Origin of the sequence: Massilia sp. Mn16-1_5, from assembly GCF_004798585.1 — a bacterium.
GTDB lineage: Bacteria > Pseudomonadota > Gammaproteobacteria > Burkholderiales > Burkholderiaceae_D > Telluria.
In genome coordinates, this window is sequence record NZ_PPXQ01000002.1 from 312,017 (window position 1) to 327,490 (window position 15,474).

Sequence of the window (15,474 nt, forward strand, 5' to 3'; positions counted from 1 at the left end):
AACTGGTTTAAAAAGCAATACCCATGTAGACTAGCGGCGCACGCTTTTTTAACGGTAAGCCAGTTCACGCCCTTATGCCTTTCAACATCCCGATTCTCCTGACCTGGTTACGTGTAGCACTCATCCCCCTCGTTGTCGGCGTCTACTACCTCCCCGCCCAGTGGCTCCCGCATGCAGACCAGAACCTGGCGGCCACGCTCGTCTTCATCATTGCCGCGGTAACCGACTGGTTCGACGGCTTCCTGGCGCGCCGCTGGAACCAGACCTCGGCCTTCGGCGCCTTCCTCGATCCGGTCGCGGACAAGCTGATGGTGGCCGGCGCACTGCTGATCCTGATCCAGCTGCAGCGCGTGGATGCGGTGATCGCCTTCATCATCATCGGCCGCGAAATCACGATCTCGGCCCTGCGCGAATGGATGGCCGAAATCGGCGCGCGCAAGTCGGTGGCCGTCAGCTCGCTGGGCAAGGTGAAGACCGCCGCCCAGATGGCCGCGATCCCGATGCTGCTCTTCCATGACAGCATCCTCGGCATCGACATCCACTTCTGGGGCGAGATCCTGCTGTGGGTCGCCGGCGTGCTGACGGTATGGTCGATGTTCTACTACCTGCGCCGCGCCTGGCCGGTCATTAAGGAAAAAGGCGGGAATCTGTAAGATTAATCCTCTGTCATCCTTGACGTACGGATCAGATCATCTATAATGCTTGCCTGTTGCGACAGACATCGCAGCAAACGACAGACAAAGCGGGAGTAGCTCAGTTGGTAGAGCGCAACCTTGCCAAGGTTGAGGTCGAGAGTTCGAGACTCTTCTCCCGCTCCAAACGTTTGTTGAGTGTTCGTAGTAATGGGTTGTCTTGGAAGTTGAAACAATTTCTGCGATAATCGATGTTTCCAGCATGCGGGAGTAGCTCAGTTGGTAGAGCGCAACCTTGCCAAGGTTGAGGTCGAGAGTTCGAGACTCTTCTCCCGCTCCATGTCCGGAAGCAGCAGTTTGTAAGCAGGTAAGAAACACACTCCGTGCGGGAGTAGCTCAGTTGGTAGAGCGCAACCTTGCCAAGGTTGAGGTCGAGAGTTCGAGACTCTTCTCCCGCTCCATTCAGGCGTGTTAATAGCAATAACTCCTAAGCGGGAGTAGCTCAGTTGGTAGAGCGCAACCTTGCCAAGGTTGAGGTCGAGAGTTCGAGACTCTTCTCCCGCTCCAAGAATTCAGAGAAGAGGTTCTTCTCCTGTTGAAGTGGCATATAACCCGCCGGCTCAGCAGCAATACCAAATACTCTGGCGAGGTAGCAAAGCGGTTATGCAGCGGCCTGCAAAGCCGTCTAGACGGGTTCGACTCCCGTCCTCGCCTCCAGAACAAAGCCAAAATCGCCTCTCGAAGGCGATTTTGCTTTTTCCGGACTCCGTTCAAGATTGCAAACTCGACCATGGGTCACAACATCCACACCCTCAAGGAAGCCCGCGCCCTGGCGCTGCGGGTCTGGCGCGACGCCGCTCGCTTTTTCCTCAGTATCGAACTGGCGCTGATGGTGCTGGTGGCGGTCTGCACCGTGGCCGGCGTCTTCCTCGCCGCCATGGGCGACCTGCGCTTCATCCTCGCATTCGGCTTCGCGATCGCCTATGTAGCGACGCGCTCGGTGCTGCATGTCAGGCGCAAGCTAAGTTGGCCTTTCATCTGAACTTATTCGTTTTCTGTTGATGTGGCGCATAGACGCCCGGCTCTGCAGGCGTACTATAGAACCCATGGCGAGGTAGCAAAGTGGTTATGCAGCGGCCTGCAAAGCCGCCCAGACGGTGTTCGACTCCCGTCCTCGCCTCCAGAACACAGCAAAAATCGCCCTCGTTGGCGATTTTTGCATTTCCGGGCTAGCACCCGTTCGGATCGGCCGAGTCAGGGGACTTGCCGTGCCGTGCGTGCTTATTTCTTGGCGCTGCGGCTACGGCTGGTATTGCGCGTGCTGTGGCGGGTACGGTGTTTGCGCCGCGCAGTCGTACGATGCGCGGGCTTGTGCGCCGACTTCGTTTCCCCCGCCTTGGCACGCTGCTTGTTGACGATGCGTGCCGCGACTTCGTCCTCGCGCCCCTTGTAGCGTTTTTCCTTCTTGAATTTCCGCTCGAGCTTCTTGGCTTCGCGCTCGCGGCGTGGACTCGCTCCTCTCGGCATGGCATTCCTCCTGTGTCTCATCTGGTGTGTGGATGATCTTACTGAAGAACCCATGCCAGGGACGCACGCTTCAGCCGGCTTACTCCACGTCGGTGTCGAAGGTTTGCTTGACCAGCGACCGCAGCCAGCCGTTTGCCGCATCGTGCTGGACGCGCGGATGCCAGAACTGGCGGATGCCGAAGGGAGGCACCTTTACCGGCGTCTCCACCATGCGGATACTTTTATACGAAGCGAATTTGGTGGCCAGCTCGCGCGGCACGGTGGCGATCAGTTCCGGATTCTGCTCGATAATCATCGGCACCGTCAGGAAGTGGGGCGTGCTCAGGTAGATGCGGCGCTTCTCAAGTCCTTGGTCGATCACGGCATCGTAGGCATCCTCCAGCCGTCCCGAGAGCGACACCACGATGTGCTCCATGGCGAAGAAGCGTTCGCGCGACAGGGACTCGCCGATGGTCCGGTTACCGCGATTGACGATGGTCACAAAAGAGCGCGTGAACAGCTGCTGCTGGAACAGGCCCTCCGGCACCGAATGCAGGGAGCCGAGCGCGAGGTCGGCTTCACCGCTTTCCAGCGCCCCCGCGACCTGGTGCATGGGCACCTGCAGCGCACGCAGGGTGCAGCCGGGCGCGGTGAGGCGCAGCCGTGCGATCAGGCGCGGCAGGAAAATCAGGCCGCCCATGTCGGTCAGGCAGACGCCGAAACTGCGGCGCGCGCTCGCCGGATCGAAGCCTTCGCGCACCAGCAGTTCCCCGCGCACCGTGTCCATCACCGCCTGGACCGGCGCCAGCAGCTGCAGGGCGCGCGGGGTCGGCTGCATGCCGCTGCCGGTCTTGAGGAAGAGGGTATCGCCGAAGAAGTCGCGCAGCCGCTTCAGCGCGTGGCTGACGGCGCTCTGCGACATGCCGAGTTCCTCGGCCGCGCGGCTGACGTTGCGCACCCGGACCAGGGCCTCGAAGACGGGCAACAGATTCAGATCGAGTTCGGCTGTCTCGTTATGCAGGATGTTCATAACGGTTATCGATAAGAGGTGATTGCCAGATCATACGACAACTCGTATCGTCTCCGGAACAACATGGAGGAGACCGCATCATGAACGAGAAAAAATTCGCATCCCAGGCCGACCTGCAGGAAAAGAAGACCAGCTTCATCAAGCTCTCCGACAATGCCTATGCCTACACCGCCGAAGGCGATCCGAACTCGGGCGTCATCATCGGCGACGACAGCGTGATGGTGATCGATACCACGGCGACGCCGGTCATGGCGCAGTCGCTCATCAAGCACATCCGCAGCGTGACCGACCTGCCGATCAAGTACGTGGTGCTGTCGCACTACCACGCCGTGCGCGTGCTGGGCGCCTCGGCCTATTTCGCGGAAGGCGCCGAGCAGATCATCGCATCAACCGGCACCTATGAATTGATCGTCGAGCGCGGCGAGCAGGACATGAAGTCCGAGATCGAGCGCTTCCCGCGCCTGTTCGCCGGGGTCGAATCGGTGCCCGGCCTGTCCTGGCCGACCATGGTCTTCGAAAAAGAGCTGACCATTTTCATGGGCAAGCTGGAAGTGAAACTGGCCCATATCGGCATGGGCCACACCAAGGGCGACACCATCGCCTGGATCCCGTCGCAGAAGATCTGCTTCTCGGGCGACCTGGTCGAATACGGCGCGGCCGCCTACACCGGCGACGCCCAGCTGGAAGAATGGCCGGCCACGCTGGAAGCCCTGCGCGCCCTCGGTGCCGAGAAGCTGGTTCCCGGCCGCGGCGAGGCGCTGATGAATCCGCAGCAGGTCAACGAGGGCATCGACTACACCAAGGACTTCGTCACTACGCTCTTGAATAGCGCTAAAGAAGCGGTGGCCCAGAACATGTCGCTCAAGGAGGCCATGGTCCACGTGCGCAGCAAGATGGACCCGAAGTTCAGCCACGTCTTCATCTACGAGCACTGCCTGCCCTTCGACGTGACGCGCGCCTACGACGAGGCCAAGGGCATCAAGCATCCGCGCATCTGGACCGCGGAGCGCGACCAGGAGATGTGGCATTCGCTGCAGGCCTGACGCCCTTGGTAGCCGGAGCCCGCCATGGACATCGATTATCAACGCTGCGAATTCGCGTACACGCCGGCCAATGTACCTGAGGGCGCACGCCATCCGGTCGTGGTGGTCGGCGCCGGCCCGGTCGGGCTGGCCACCGCCATCGACCTGGCCCAGGGCGGCGTGCCGGTCGTGCTGCTCGACGACGACAACAAACTCTCTCACGGCTCGCGCGCCATCTGCTTTTCCAAGCGCACCCTCGAAATCTTCGATCGTCTCGGCTGCGGCCGGCGCATGGCGGAGAAGGGCGTACGCTGGCATGTCGGACGCGTCTTCCACCGCAGCGACGAGGTGTATAGCTTCGACCTGCTGCCGGAAGAGGGCCACCAGTACCCGGCCTTCGTGAACCTGCAGCAGTACTACGTCGAAGGCTATCTGCACGAGCGCGCGCAGGAACTGCCGCTGCTGGATCTGCGCTGGTGCAGCAAGCTCACCGGCCTGGTTCACCATCCGGACCACGTCGCGCTGACCGTCACCACGCCCGATGGCGCCTACACGCTCGACGCGCAATACGTGGTCGCGGCCGACGGCGGCAAGAGTACCGTGCGCGCCCTGATGGGACTGGAGAGCCACGGCCGCACTTTCCGCGACCGCTTCCTGATCGCCGACGTCAAAATGACGGCGGACTTCCCGGCCGAGCGCTGGTTCTGGTTCGATCCGCCTTTCCACCCGGGCCAGTCGGTACTGCTGCACCGCCAGCCGGACAACATCTGGCGCATCGACTTCCAGCTCGGCTGGGACGCCGATCCGGTACTCGAAAAAACGCCCGAGCGCGTCATCCCGCGCATCCGCGCCCTGCTGGGCGAGGACGCGCAGTTCGAGCTCGAATGGGTCAGCGTGTATTCCTTCTGCTGCCTGCGCATGGACAGCTTCCGCCACGGCCGCGTGCTGTTCGCGGGCGATGCGGCGCACGGCGTCTCGCCTTTCGGTGCACGCGGCGCCAACAGCGGCGTGCAGGATGCCGACAACCTGGCCTGGAAGCTCAGGCTTGTCGTCGAGGGCAAGGCGCCGCACACGCTGCTCGATAGCTATGCGCGCGAACGCGAAGCGGCCGCCGACGAGAACATCCTCAATTCCACGCGCTCGACCGACTTCATCACCCCGAAAAGCGCAGTCAGCCGGCTGTTTCGCGACGCCGTGCTGCAGCTGGCGAAAGAACGGCCCTTCGCGCGCAAGCTGGTCAACAGCGGCCGCCTGTCCACGCCCACGACCTATGCCGACTCCCGCCTGAACACGCCCGACACCGATGCCTTTGCGGCCCTGCGTCCCGGCGCGCCGGCGCCGGATGCGCCGCTGCGGCACAAGGGTATTGAGGACTGGCTGCTGCGCCATCTGGGCGGCGGCTTCACCGGTCTCTATTTTGCAGGCGGTGAAGAGGATGCGGTAGTGCTGCGCCAGCTCGAGGCGCTGGAGCAGGAAGCGGTCCCGGTGCGCACCCTGACAATCGGCGCTGGAGGATTCGAAGACAGCGCCGGCATGTGCGCCGCACGCTATGACGCCACACCCGGCAGCTTTTATCTATTGCGGCCCGACCAGCACGTGTGCGCGCGCTGGCGCAGCGTCGACCTGCAAGCCGTGCGCGCCGCACTCGCACGCGCTTGCGGCAAGGAGGCAATCCAGGCGCTACCGGAAGAAATGGAGCACGCATGAACGCGCGCCTGAACGTCGAACCGAACATCGCCGACCCCGACGCCTTCTACGAACTGCTGGTCGACAGCCACCAGGATCTGAGCGACGCGCAAAGCAGCATGCTCAATGCCCAGCTGATCCTGCTGCTGGCAAACCACGTCGGCGATCTTGGCGTGCTGCGCGAAGCCTTCGCCATCGCGCGCGCCAACGTCACGCCTGGCGCCTAGCCAGCAGACGGGAACTGCCGGCCACCAGCAGGGCAGCGACACCCAGCCCGGCGAACGCCAGGTGCAGTCCCACTGCATGCGAGACGAAGCCGATCAGCGCCGGGCCGGCCAGGATGCCGGCGTAGCCGATGGTCGTGATCGCGCTCACGGCCAGGCCGACCGGCATGTCTTTCTGATTGCCGGCGGCCGTGAACAATACCGGCACGATGTTCGAGGCCCCGAGGCCGACCAGCAGGAAGCCGAGCAGGGCCACGGCCGGCAGCGGCGCCAGCACGACGGTGAAGAAACCGACGGCGGTGGCCAGGCCGCCGACCAGCATCACGCGCATGCCGCCCCAGCGCCGCACGACGCGGTCGCCCGTGAGCCGTCCCGCCGTCATCGCCACCGCGAACACCGCATAGCCAAGCCCGCCCTGGCCGGCCGCCAGTCCGGTCACGCCGGTCAGGAACACGGCGCTCCAGTCGAGCACCGCGCCTTCGGCCAGGAAGATCAGGAAGCACAGCAAACCGATCAGGATCACGGCGCCATGTGGCATGACAAAGAAGGGGGCATCGCGCTCCGCCGCCGGCGCCGTACGCAGCAGGTGCGGCGCCGCCACGACGAGCGCCACCGCGGCCAGCGCGGCGACCAGACTGCATGCGGCCAGCGGTCCGAACCCGAAGCCCAGCAGCAACGCCATCCCGCCCGCGCCGGCGAAGCCACCCACGCTGAACAGGCCGTGAAAGCCCGACATCAAGGCGCCGCCTTGCTCCTTCTCGACGATCACCGCCTGGATGTTCATCGCCACGTCGAGCGCGCCGATAGCGGCGCCGAAGACCAGCAGCGCAAGCCCTTGCAACAGCGGCGTCGGCGCCAGTGCCAGCACGGGCAGCACCAGGCAGCCCACCGCGCCCGAGCACAGGATCACGGGCCGGCAGCCGAAGCGCGAGGCCAGCATGCCGGTGAGCGGCATGGCGAGCAGCGAGCCGATGCCCAGGCACAGCAGCAGCAGGCCGAGCTGCGCTTCTTCCAGCTGCAAGCGCGCCTTGGCGAAGGGGACGAGGGCGGCCCAGGCCGACATGGCGATGCCGGCTGCGAGAAAGGCGAGGCGGGTGGACCAGCGACGTTGGGAAGGGGTGTGCTGCAAGACGACTCCAGGACGGGACTGCGGAGTCCGCGACGATAGCAGCTTTCGCCACCGGCCGTGCGCCAGCGCGCTGAAGAGTCAGGAAGCGCGGCGCTGCGCGCGCTGCTTGTCTGTCGGAGCATCGCTGCCCAGCACCTCGTTCAGGCGCGCCACGAGATTTTCGCGCGCCAGCACCGCGTGCCCGTCCGTCAGCTTCACCGCCAGCTTCACGTCCCCGGCCTTGATCGCCTTGGCGATCGTCTCGTGTTCGTCCCAGATCGCTTCGCGCTGGCCCGCGGATTGCAGCACGGCGCCCATCACGCGGCGCAGGTGGACCCAGTGCAACTGGGTCGTCTCGAAGATCAGCGGATTGCCCGAGGCGCGGTAGATCGCGCTGTGGAAGGCGATGTCCGCCTCGACCATCGCCTTGACGTCCTTGCCGCGCGCGGCGCGCCGGCCGGCTGCGATGATGTCGGCGCCGATATCGGCCTTGCGCTCGGCGGCCAGCCTGGCGGCCAGCGTGTCGAGGGCGCCGCGCACCTGGTATAGGTTGCCGATCCATTCGGGATCGAGTTCGGCCACCAGCAGGCCGCGACCCGGCGCGTCCTGGACCAGGCCATCCTTCTTCAACAGCCGCAGCGCCTGCAGCACCGGCGAGCGCGACACGTTCATCTGTTCGGCGATCTCTTCCTGCGTGATGCGGGTGCCGGGCGGCAGCGAGCCGTCGCTGATGGCGTCGAGCAGGGTCTTGTAGACCTCGTCGACCAGATCGGGACGTACCTGAATTTTCGAGAGTTTGGTCAGCATGGTTTCACCTTTGTATTCAGTATACGTCGAATGGCAATGAAGTCAATTTTGTCGCGTCGAGCTTGCCGTATGCGTGCGGACACGTTTCAGGAAAACGCTTGACATTCATTCGGAACCGGCCAAGAATGAACTCTGTATACAGAATACCGAACACAGAAAACCGCAGCCATCGATACCAGAGGAGACACCATGAACACCCGAGACAAGACCGCCGAAGTCGCAAGCCAGGCTGCCAGCCAGCCTGTCGTCAAGAAGCTGATCCCCTTCGGCGGCTACCACACCAACAAGGTGCCCGGCCACGATCCGGAGCTGACCGAGGTCGGCCCCGGCACGCCGATGGGCGAGTACATGCGCCGCTTCTGGCATCCGGTCTGCATGTCGCTGGAGCTGACCGACACGCCGCATTTCCTGAAGATCCTGGGCGAGGAACTGGTGGCCTTCCGCGACGGTTCGGGACGCGTCGGCCTGCTGCACGCGCATTGCGTGCATCGCGGCGCTTCGCTCGAATACGGCGCCATCCAGGAAAAGGGCATCATGTGCTGCTACCACGGCATGGTGTTCGATATCGACGGCACCTGTCTGCACGTGCCTTTCCCGAAGGGCGAGGAGAAGGAGGGCGAGAAGTACGCCTGCTCGATCAGGCAGGGCGCCTATAAAGCCTTCGAGCGTAACGGCCTGGTGTTCGCCTACATGGGGCCGCCGGAAGAGGAGCCGCCCTTCCCCGAGTGGGAGGGCAACTTTACCGTGGCCGAGGGCGACGAGCTGGTCCCCTACAGTAACTTCCAGCACTGTAACTGGCTGCAGGTGCAGGACAACGCCGCCGACAACTTCCACCCGACCGCGCTGCACGCGGCCAAGAACGTCGTCAACAAGCAGTTCCAGGGCACGACTTTCGACGAGGTCGGCGCGGCCTCGATGGAAGTGGCGCCCGACATGCAGTTCATCCCGATCCACGGCGGCCGTGGCCTGGCCTGCGCCGGCGCGCGCCGCGTGAACAAGGACAAGCTCTTCGTGCGCGTCCAGCACCAGGTGCTGCCGAACCTGAGCCTGCACGCCTATACCTCGGAAGATGGTTCGAACAAGAAGCTGTTCTCGCGCTTTCACATCGTGCGCTGGACCGTGCCGGTCGACGACGTCAACAGCAAGATGATCGGCTGGCGCGTGATGGGTCCCGGCATCGACACCCGCGGCGTCGGCAACAAGGAGATGGTCGGCTACGAGACCATCGATTTCCTCGAAGGGCAGGTGGCGATGCGCCGTCCCGAGCGCTTCGGCAAGTACAAGCTCGAGGACCTGCCGCCGATCCCGGCCGACCACCGCGCGCGCGAGAATTACAAGGAATGCCAGTACGCGCCGGGCGACTACGAGGCCATCATCAGCCAGCGCCCGATCGCGGTCCATGCACTGGAAAACCCGACCAAGTTCGACGCCGGCGTCTTCCAGTTCCGCAAGATGCTGCGCGACGCCGTGCGCGGCACCAACCCGGCCGCAGGTCCCGAGCAGTTCGCCGCCTGGCTGCGCGAGAACGGCGCCGCCCCGAACAGCTACTGCTCGGGCAACGTGCTGGAAGTGCCGGAAGGCGCCACGGTCGAGGAGGAGGTGAAGCGCCGCCGCCATGTCACCCGCCAGATCGTGGCCATCCTCACCGAGAGCGAGCAGCTCAAGGGCGACGAGCGCGCGGCTTTTGTCCGCCGCCGTTTCGACGAGCTCGAACAGTCGACCAAGAGCTGATGCGCCGTCCCGAGCAGGAGACAGACATGGAAATGAACCAGACCTTTATCGGCGTCAGCCGCCCGCAGGCGAGCCTGTCGCTGGTGGTGCGCCAGATCCGCTTCGAGGCGAGTGGGATCAACTCGTACGAGCTGACCGACCCGGAGGGTGGGGAACTGCCGCCTTTCACGGCCGGCGCCCACATCGACATCCATCTCGCCAACGGCATCGTGCGCCAGTACTCGCTCTGCAATTCGCCGATGGAGCGGCACCGCTACGTGATCGCTGTCCTGCGCGACGAGAAAGGGCGGGGCGGCTCCAGGGCTTTGCACGACTCGCTGCGGGTGCAGGACATCGTCACCGTCAGCGCGCCGCGCAACAATTTCAAATTGGCGCCCACGGCGAAGAAGGTGATCCTGCTCGCCGGCGGCATCGGCATGACGCCCCTGAAATCGATGGCGCATGCACTGGAAGCGACCGGCGTGCCTTTTGAGCTGCACTACTGCGCGAGGAACGCCGGCTGCGTCGCCTTCCGCGAGCAGCTTGAATCGACCTGGGAACACGGCAAGCTGCACTTCCATTTCGACCATGGAGACCCGGCCCAGGGTCTCGACATCGCCGGGCTGCTGCGCACTGCCGGCGAGGATACGCACCTGTTCTACTGCGGCCCCGGCGGCTTCATGAAGGCCTGCGCCGAGGCGTCCAGCCACTGGCCGGCGGGCACGGTGCACTTCGAGCACTTCAAGGCGCCCGAGCCGTCGCCCGCCGCGGCCGATGCGGTCGCACCCGGCAGCTTCATGGTGAAGATCGCCAGCACCGGCGCGCTGCTCGAAGTGCCGGCCGAGCGCAGCATCGCCGACGTGCTGGAAGAAGCCGGCATGCACATCGAGACCTCCTGCCAGGCCGGCCTGTGCGCAACCTGCAAGATCCGCTACCTGGAGGGCGAGGTCGACCACCGCGACTACATCCTGGACGACGCCGAGCGCGGCCAGTGGCTGACCGCCTGCGTCTCGCGCGCGACGAGCGGCACCCTGGTGCTCGACCTGTAGCCATTCAATGACATACCTGAGGAGACCAACATGCTGGACAAAGTAAAACACACGCAGTCCGCCCTGCAGCAAGACGCGCAGCGCTCGATCTATTATCCGAAGCAGGAAGGCGTCATCTTCCCGCAGATTCCCTCCTTCGCCAGTGTCGAGGAAGAGCGCCGGCACCGCAAGGAGCGCCTGGTCGCCGCCTGCCGCGCCTTCGCCCAGCAGGGCTACGACTACGGTTTCGCCGGCCACCTGACGGTGCGCGACCCGGAGCATCCGGAGCTGTACTGGACCAACCCGATGTGCGTGCATTTCTCGCAGGTGAAGGTCTCGAACCTGATCCTGGCCGACCACAAGGGCAGGGTGGTCGAGGGCGACTATGCCATCAACCGCGCCGGCTTCGTGCTGCATGCGGCCGTGCACGAGGCGCATCCGGACATCATGGCGATGTGCCACGCGCACACGGTCTACGGCACCGCTTTTGCCGCGCTCGGCCGTCCGCTCGATCCGATCAGCCAGGACGCCGCCGCCTTCTTCGAGGACCACATCGTCATCAAGGACGAGGCGGGCCAGGTCGCGGTCGAGGAAAAGGCGGGCCTGTCGGTGTGCGACTGGTTCAAGGACGTCAAGGCCGCCATCCACCAGAACCACGGCCTGCTGACGGCCAGCCGCCACAGCATCGAATCGGCCGCCTTCTGGTTTATCGCGCTCGAACGCTGCTGCCAGCAGCAGCTGCTGGTCGAGGCGACCGGCATCAAGCCGGTGATGGTACCGCCGGACCGCTCGCGCTACAGCCGCGAGCACGTCGGCAGCGAATACATCGGCTGGCTGCATTTCCAGACCATCTGGGACCAGCTCTCCAAAACGCAACCGGACATGTTCGACTGAGGCCCTGTCCAGGCCACGCTTCACCGCATTGTTCCAGGCCGTCACAAGCGGCCATTCAGGACGCCAGACCGGGAAAGCGGCAGTACCTGCCGCGCCAACCCGGCGAGTCCGACAACCATCAGGAGACAAACAATGTTAAGCACAAGCACGCTGGTCGGTGGCGCCGCCACCCATGACGAGGCAGCTGCCGCCTATGCCAAGGTCACATGGCGGCTGCTACCTTTCCTATTCATCTGCTACGTCTTCGCCTATCTCGACCGGGTGAACGTCGGCTTCGCCAAGCTCAAGATGATGAGCGACCTCGGTTTCAGCGAAGCCGTCTACGGCCTCGGGGCCGGGGTTTTTTTCGTCGGCTACCTGCTGTTCGAGGTACCGAGTAACCTGATCATGCTGAAGGTCGGCGCCCGCATCTGGATCGCCCGCATCATGGTCACCTGGGGCCTGATCTCCGGCGCGATGATGTTCGTAACGACGCCGACCAGCTTCTACATCCTGCGCTTCCTGCTCGGGGTGGCCGAAGCGGGCTTCATTCCGGCGATCCTGCTGTATCTCACCTACTGGTTCCCGGCCTCCAAGTGCGGCAAGGTGACCGCGCTGTTCCTGACCGGGATCCCGATGTCGGGCGTGATCGGCGGACCGCTGTCCGGCTTCATCATGGCCAGGATGGACAACGTGCAGGGCATGGCGTCCTGGCAGTGGCTGTTCGTGCTCGAAGCGATTCCGACCGTTGCGCTGGGCATCGTCGCCTACTTCTTCCTGAACGACCGGATCGCCGACGCCAAGTGGCTGACCGAACGCCAGAAGGGCATTCTCGAGCACGAATTGAGCCAGGACCAGCACGGCAAGCAGCACTCGCTGCGCGACGGCTTTACCAAGCCGCTGGTATGGCTGCTGAGCGTGATCTACCTGTTCTTCACGATGGGCCTCTACGGCGTCAGCTTCTGGCTGCCCTCGATCGTCAAGGCCAGCGGCGTGTCGGACCCGCTCGACATCGGCCTGCTGACCATGATCCCCTACGCCTTCGCTACACTGGCGATGATCCTCACCGGCCGCAGCTCGGATGCGCGCCACGAACGCCGATGGCACCTGGCCCTGGCCGGCATCGCCGGCGCCGTGGGCCTGGCCTGGAGCGTGGCCTATGCCGACAACACGCCGGTGGCGATGCTGGCGCTGACGCTGGCGACGATGGGCATCATGACGACGATCTCGCAATTCTGGACCCTGCCGCCGGCGATCCTGAGCGGCGCGGCGGCGGCGGCCGGGATCGCGATCGCCAACTCGGTCGGCAGCGTCTCGGGCCTGATCGCGCCTTACCTGCTGGGCGTGGTGAAAACCGTCACCAGCAGCACCAATAGCGGCGTGCTGGTGCTGGCGGTGTGCCTGGTGGTCGGCAGTGCGCTGGTATTTACGGTGCCGGCCAAGCTGGTCAACCGCAAGTAGGCGTGCGCCGCCCGTTGCAGGCATGCGGGTATTCTTTGGGATCACCATCAAGGAGAGACCATGGACACTACCCGCTTCCAGGACTGCATCGACGCCTGCAACGCCTGCGCCACCGCCTGCGACAACTGCGCGGCCGCCTGTCTGCAGGAAGAGGACGTCAAGATGATGGCCGGCTGCATTGCGCTGGACATGGACTGTTCCCAGCTGTGCCGCCTGGCCGCCGGCTATATGGCGCGCGGGAGCCGCTTTGCGCGCGAGCTGTGCCGGCTGTGTGCGGACGTGTGCGCGGCCTGCGGCGAGGAATGCGGCAAGCACGACGCCGACCACTGCCGGCGCTGCGCCGAGGCCTGCCGGCGTTGCGCCCAGGCCTGCCGCGCGATGGCGGACGCGGCCTAGGACGCGCCTGGATTACTTCTGCTTGCGGCGGCGCGCGGCGCCGATGCCTGCCAGCGCCAGGCCGAACAGGGCCAGGCTGGCCGGCTCCGGCACTTCGGCGGCCGGCGTGTAATCGAAGCTGACACCCGCGTAGGCGCTATCCGGGAAGAACAGGTTGACGTCGTCGTCCAGGCGCATGCTCACGTTCAGGATGCCATCGGCCAGCAGCGCCACCAGGTCCTCGTGCGACAGGCTGAAGGCGATCGACCACTCGTTGTCGTCGAAACCATAGGCCGTGCGCGTCGTGGCGTCGTCGAAGCCCAGCACGCCGAAGTCGATGCCTTCGGCGCTGCCGTAGGCGACTTCGGTCGGGTCGGCCTTGCCGGAGAAGCTTGCGGTGTAGTCGCCGCGGGCGTGGAAGGTGAGCGTGCCGCCGCCGATGAAGGAGCGCGACAAGCCGTCGAACGAGAAGGCAAATACCTGGCTTTCGCTGGTTTGCGGGGCGATCTGGGTGATGGGGTCGGCCGATGCGCCGAACGAGGCGAAGCACAGCGAGGCGGTTGCAAGCAGGCGGGTCAGTTTCATGGTCTTTTTCTTTCTTGTCGATTAATCGGATATCCCGACGCCTCTCCAAGCGAAATCCATGCCATCTTGATAACTGCTTGATTCGATTGCAGTTAATTCTGCAAAAAATTCCTACTGTAAAGTTTCTCGACAGAATGCGATCTTAATTCATGCCAACTGCATGCACCGGCGCGTCGCCGGCTTCGCGCCGCGTCACGTGCAGGATCGACATGTCGAAGTGGTAGGACATGGCCGAGACCGCGCCCATGGCCCAGCTCGGGCGGCCACTGCGCCTTCAACGCGGCCACGCTGGCCGAGGCGCTGCGCTGGTTATGGCATACGTAGGGTGGAGCGGGCTGCGAACCGCTCCCGACTCCACGCGTCAACTGTGGTCGGTGACTGCGCCAGTACGCTCGCATAGGGGACGCGTGGGCTCGGGAGCCCACCCTACGAATCGTGGTAATGCCGTTTTACCCGGCCTTGTCGAGATTGTTCAAGGCGCGTCTCAGGAAGCCCGCGAACTGCGCCATCTCGTCCTTGCTGAAGTCCGAAAACGCGCAGCTCAGTTTCCCCGAGACCTCGGGCAGCACGCCTTCGAGCAGGGCACGGCCCTGGCTTGTGAGGGTGATCGTGACGCTGCGGCGGTCGCCCGCGCGCGTGCCCCGTTCGATCAGGCCACGGGCGGCGAGGTCGTCGCAGACCCGCGTCAGGTTGGCCGGCTTTTCGTGGCAGGCCTCGCTCAACTCGGAGGCGGTCGAGCTTTCGTCGGGGCTGCCGTACAGGATCGCCAGCACGATGTAGCCGGTGTCGGCCAGTTCATAGGGCTTGAGCGCGGCGTTGGTGCGGTCGCGCAGCCGCTTTTGCAGGTGATGGTTCAGCCGCACCAGCAGGATGGGTTCATACGGAAAATCAGGCACCCGCGCCTGGATGTTGCGCAATCTTTTTTCCGTCGGCTCGAAATCGCTCATGAACGCTCCTGCTTGGTAATGACAAATTGTAACCGTCCCGGCCGGATAGCGGTAGAGCTTCGGCGCAGGGCACTGCCTGCGCCGTGTACTGCGGTGCTTACTGGGCCGTATCGCCGCCCTTGACGCTGCCTTGCGAGGCATCGGTCATCAGGGCAACGGCCGGCTTGGCGGCAGCCGGCTTGGCAACGGCGGCCGTACGAGCGGCAGGCGCGCCGGCGCGGTTCTCGAGTTCCGGGTGACCATCGGTCATCACGACGCCGGCAGGGTTGGCGATCTTGACCCAGTTCGGATACACGTAATCGGCTTCCGACGGCGGATAGTTGCCGCTCTGCTTGGCCTGCTCGAGTTCGGCGAGGACGCGGGCGCGGACCGGATCGGTCGATGCGGGGGCGGCGCTGGCGGTGCCGGCGAGCAGGGAAACGAGGAGGGCAGGGATGAGGTATTTGGAAGACATGAAAGACTCCTGAAGTCGTGAGTAAG

Annotated in this window: 17 protein-coding genes and 6 tRNA genes; 16 read left to right on the forward strand and 7 right to left on the reverse strand. The window is 64.4% G+C overall.

From position 1 onward, the window contains the following. Positions 1-74 precede the first annotated feature (74 nt). From pgsA to C2862_RS03505, 8 genes are all read left to right on the forward strand, one after another. Entirely contained in the window at positions 75-653 is a 579-nt protein-coding gene (gene pgsA, locus C2862_RS03470) for a CDP-diacylglycerol--glycerol-3-phosphate 3-phosphatidyltransferase (protein ID WP_136218711.1), read from the forward strand. Positions 654-742: 89 nt separating this feature from the next. Beyond that, positions 743-818, forward strand: a tRNA-Gly gene (locus C2862_RS03475). A 78-nt stretch (positions 819-896) separates the two neighbouring features. After that, positions 897-972 (forward strand) — tRNA-Gly (locus C2862_RS03480). A 45-nt stretch (positions 973-1,017) separates the two neighbouring features. Beyond that, a tRNA-Gly gene (locus tag C2862_RS03485) sits at positions 1,018-1,093 on the forward strand. Positions 1,094-1,123: 30 nt separating this feature from the next. Then, positions 1,124-1,199 (forward strand) — tRNA-Gly (locus C2862_RS03490). A gap of 76 nt (positions 1,200-1,275) precedes the next feature. After that, a tRNA-Cys gene (locus C2862_RS03495) sits at positions 1,276-1,349 on the forward strand. A gap of 73 nt (positions 1,350-1,422) precedes the next feature. After that, entirely contained in the window at positions 1,423-1,674 is a 252-nt protein-coding gene (locus tag C2862_RS03500; RefSeq protein WP_136218712.1) for a hypothetical protein, read from the forward strand. Between the two features lie 66 nt (positions 1,675-1,740). Then, positions 1,741-1,815, forward strand: a tRNA-Cys gene (locus C2862_RS03505). 98 nt (positions 1,816-1,913) lie between these two features. Here the strand turns inward: C2862_RS03505 and C2862_RS03510 are convergent. Together C2862_RS03510 and C2862_RS03515 are read right to left on the reverse strand one after the other, a co-directional pair. Next, complete coding sequence (locus C2862_RS03510; protein WP_136218713.1) at positions 1,914-2,159, reverse strand: hypothetical protein; 246 nt, start codon at positions 2,157-2,159, stop codon at positions 1,914-1,916. Between the two features lie 79 nt (positions 2,160-2,238). Beyond that, the gene (locus C2862_RS03515) at positions 2,239-3,168 is read right to left on the reverse strand and encodes a LysR family transcriptional regulator (protein ID WP_136218714.1); all 930 of its coding nucleotides are present in this window, start codon (positions 3,166-3,168) and stop codon (positions 2,239-2,241) included. A gap of 80 nt (positions 3,169-3,248) precedes the next feature. Between C2862_RS03515 and C2862_RS03520 the strand changes: the two genes are divergently transcribed. Genes C2862_RS03520 through C2862_RS03530 form a run of 3 tightly spaced genes read left to right on the forward strand, consistent with a single transcriptional unit; the run spans position 3,249 to position 6,103 of the window. Next, on the forward strand, positions 3,249-4,211 hold the full coding sequence (locus C2862_RS03520) for an MBL fold metallo-hydrolase (RefSeq protein ID WP_136218715.1): 963 nt from the start codon (positions 3,249-3,251) through the stop codon (positions 4,209-4,211). 24 nt (positions 4,212-4,235) lie between these two features. Continuing rightward, positions 4,236-5,897: an FAD-dependent oxidoreductase gene (locus C2862_RS03525; RefSeq protein ID WP_136218716.1), complete on the forward strand. Its 1,662-nt coding sequence runs from the start codon at positions 4,236-4,238 to the stop codon at positions 5,895-5,897. Then, positions 5,894-6,103: a DUF2783 domain-containing protein gene (locus C2862_RS03530; protein WP_136218717.1), complete on the forward strand. Its 210-nt coding sequence runs from the start codon at positions 5,894-5,896 to the stop codon at positions 6,101-6,103. The genes C2862_RS03525 and C2862_RS03530 overlap by 4 nt, the downstream gene beginning before the upstream one ends. On the opposite strand, the gene C2862_RS03535 is transcribed toward C2862_RS03530, so the two are convergent. Then, positions 6,087-7,229 carry an MFS transporter gene (locus C2862_RS03535; protein ID WP_229467270.1) on the reverse strand — a complete coding sequence of 381 codons (1,143 nt, stop codon included), beginning with the start codon at positions 7,227-7,229 and terminating at the stop codon, positions 6,087-6,089. The two genes, C2862_RS03530 and C2862_RS03535, sit on opposite strands and share 17 nt — an antisense overlap. Before the next feature lie 78 nt (positions 7,230-7,307). Further along, positions 7,308-8,015, reverse strand: coding sequence for a GntR family transcriptional regulator (locus tag C2862_RS03540; protein WP_136218719.1), 708 nt, complete (start codon positions 8,013-8,015; stop codon positions 7,308-7,310). 189 nt (positions 8,016-8,204) lie between these two features. On the opposite strand from C2862_RS03540, the gene C2862_RS03545 reads away from it, so the two are divergent. The 5 genes from C2862_RS03545 to C2862_RS03565 all read left to right on the forward strand — a co-directional run bounded on the left by C2862_RS03545 (position 8,205) and on the right by C2862_RS03565 (position 13,483). Beyond that, complete coding sequence (locus C2862_RS03545; RefSeq protein ID WP_136218720.1) at positions 8,205-9,746, forward strand: Rieske 2Fe-2S domain-containing protein; 1,542 nt, start codon at positions 8,205-8,207, stop codon at positions 9,744-9,746. A 32-nt stretch (positions 9,747-9,778) separates the two neighbouring features. Continuing rightward, on the forward strand, positions 9,779-10,774 hold the full coding sequence (locus tag C2862_RS03550; RefSeq protein WP_136218797.1) for a PDR/VanB family oxidoreductase: 996 nt from the start codon (positions 9,779-9,781) through the stop codon (positions 10,772-10,774). 30 nt (positions 10,775-10,804) lie between these two features. Beyond that, positions 10,805-11,647 (forward strand): class II aldolase/adducin family protein, encoded by an 843-nt coding sequence (locus tag C2862_RS03555; RefSeq protein ID WP_136218721.1) that lies wholly within the window; start codon positions 10,805-10,807, stop codon positions 11,645-11,647. A gap of 132 nt (positions 11,648-11,779) precedes the next feature. Next, positions 11,780-13,087 (forward strand): MFS transporter, encoded by a 1,308-nt coding sequence (locus C2862_RS03560; RefSeq protein WP_136218722.1) that lies wholly within the window; start codon positions 11,780-11,782, stop codon positions 13,085-13,087. A gap of 60 nt (positions 13,088-13,147) precedes the next feature. After that, entirely contained in the window at positions 13,148-13,483 is a 336-nt protein-coding gene (locus tag C2862_RS03565) for a four-helix bundle copper-binding protein (protein WP_136218723.1), read from the forward strand. Between the two features lie 12 nt (positions 13,484-13,495). On the opposite strand, the gene C2862_RS25470 is transcribed toward C2862_RS03565, so the two are convergent. From C2862_RS25470 to C2862_RS03580, 3 genes are all read right to left on the reverse strand, one after another. Further along, positions 13,496-14,047, reverse strand: coding sequence for a PEP-CTERM sorting domain-containing protein (locus C2862_RS25470; protein ID WP_210735859.1), 552 nt, complete (start codon positions 14,045-14,047; stop codon positions 13,496-13,498). Between the two features lie 449 nt (positions 14,048-14,496). After that, positions 14,497-14,994 (reverse strand): MarR family transcriptional regulator, encoded by a 498-nt coding sequence (locus C2862_RS03575; protein ID WP_136218724.1) that lies wholly within the window; start codon positions 14,992-14,994, stop codon positions 14,497-14,499. Positions 14,995-15,091: 97 nt separating this feature from the next. After that, positions 15,092-15,448, reverse strand: a complete 357-nt coding sequence (locus C2862_RS03580; RefSeq protein WP_136218725.1) for a DUF4148 domain-containing protein — start codon at positions 15,446-15,448, stop codon at positions 15,092-15,094. Positions 15,449-15,474: the final 26 nt, after the last annotated feature.

Bases quoted from the DNA above. Each gene is read 5' to 3' on its own strand.
- pgsA (WP_136218711.1), top strand. From the start codon at position 75: ATGCCTTTCAACATCCCGATTCTCCTGACCTGGTTACGTGTAGCACTC.
- C2862_RS03500 (WP_136218712.1), top strand. From the start codon at position 1,423: ATGGGTCACAACATCCACACCCTCAAGGAAGCCCGCGCCCTGGCGCTG.
- C2862_RS03510 (WP_136218713.1), bottom strand. From the start codon at position 2,159: ATGCCGAGAGGAGCGAGTCCACGCCGCGAGCGCGAAGCCAAGAAGCTC.
- C2862_RS03515 (WP_136218714.1), bottom strand. From the start codon at position 3,168: ATGAACATCCTGCATAACGAGACAGCCGAACTCGATCTGAATCTGTTG.
- C2862_RS03520 (WP_136218715.1), top strand. From the start codon at position 3,249: ATGAACGAGAAAAAATTCGCATCCCAGGCCGACCTGCAGGAAAAGAAG.
- C2862_RS03525 (WP_136218716.1), top strand. From the start codon at position 4,236: ATGGACATCGATTATCAACGCTGCGAATTCGCGTACACGCCGGCCAAT.
- C2862_RS03530 (WP_136218717.1), top strand. From the start codon at position 5,894: ATGAACGCGCGCCTGAACGTCGAACCGAACATCGCCGACCCCGACGCC.
- C2862_RS03540 (WP_136218719.1), bottom strand. From the start codon at position 8,015: ATGCTGACCAAACTCTCGAAAATTCAGGTACGTCCCGATCTGGTCGAC.
- C2862_RS03545 (WP_136218720.1), top strand. From the start codon at position 8,205: ATGAACACCCGAGACAAGACCGCCGAAGTCGCAAGCCAGGCTGCCAGC.
- C2862_RS03550 (WP_136218797.1), top strand. From the start codon at position 9,779: ATGAACCAGACCTTTATCGGCGTCAGCCGCCCGCAGGCGAGCCTGTCG.
- C2862_RS03555 (WP_136218721.1), top strand. From the start codon at position 10,805: ATGCTGGACAAAGTAAAACACACGCAGTCCGCCCTGCAGCAAGACGCG.
- C2862_RS03560 (WP_136218722.1), top strand. From the start codon at position 11,780: ATGTTAAGCACAAGCACGCTGGTCGGTGGCGCCGCCACCCATGACGAG.
- C2862_RS03565 (WP_136218723.1), top strand. From the start codon at position 13,148: ATGGACACTACCCGCTTCCAGGACTGCATCGACGCCTGCAACGCCTGC.
- C2862_RS25470 (WP_210735859.1), bottom strand. From the start codon at position 14,047: ATGAAACTGACCCGCCTGCTTGCAACCGCCTCGCTGTGCTTCGCCTCG.
- C2862_RS03575 (WP_136218724.1), bottom strand. From the start codon at position 14,994: ATGAGCGATTTCGAGCCGACGGAAAAAAGATTGCGCAACATCCAGGCG.
- C2862_RS03580 (WP_136218725.1), bottom strand. From the start codon at position 15,448: ATGTCTTCCAAATACCTCATCCCTGCCCTCCTCGTTTCCCTGCTCGCC.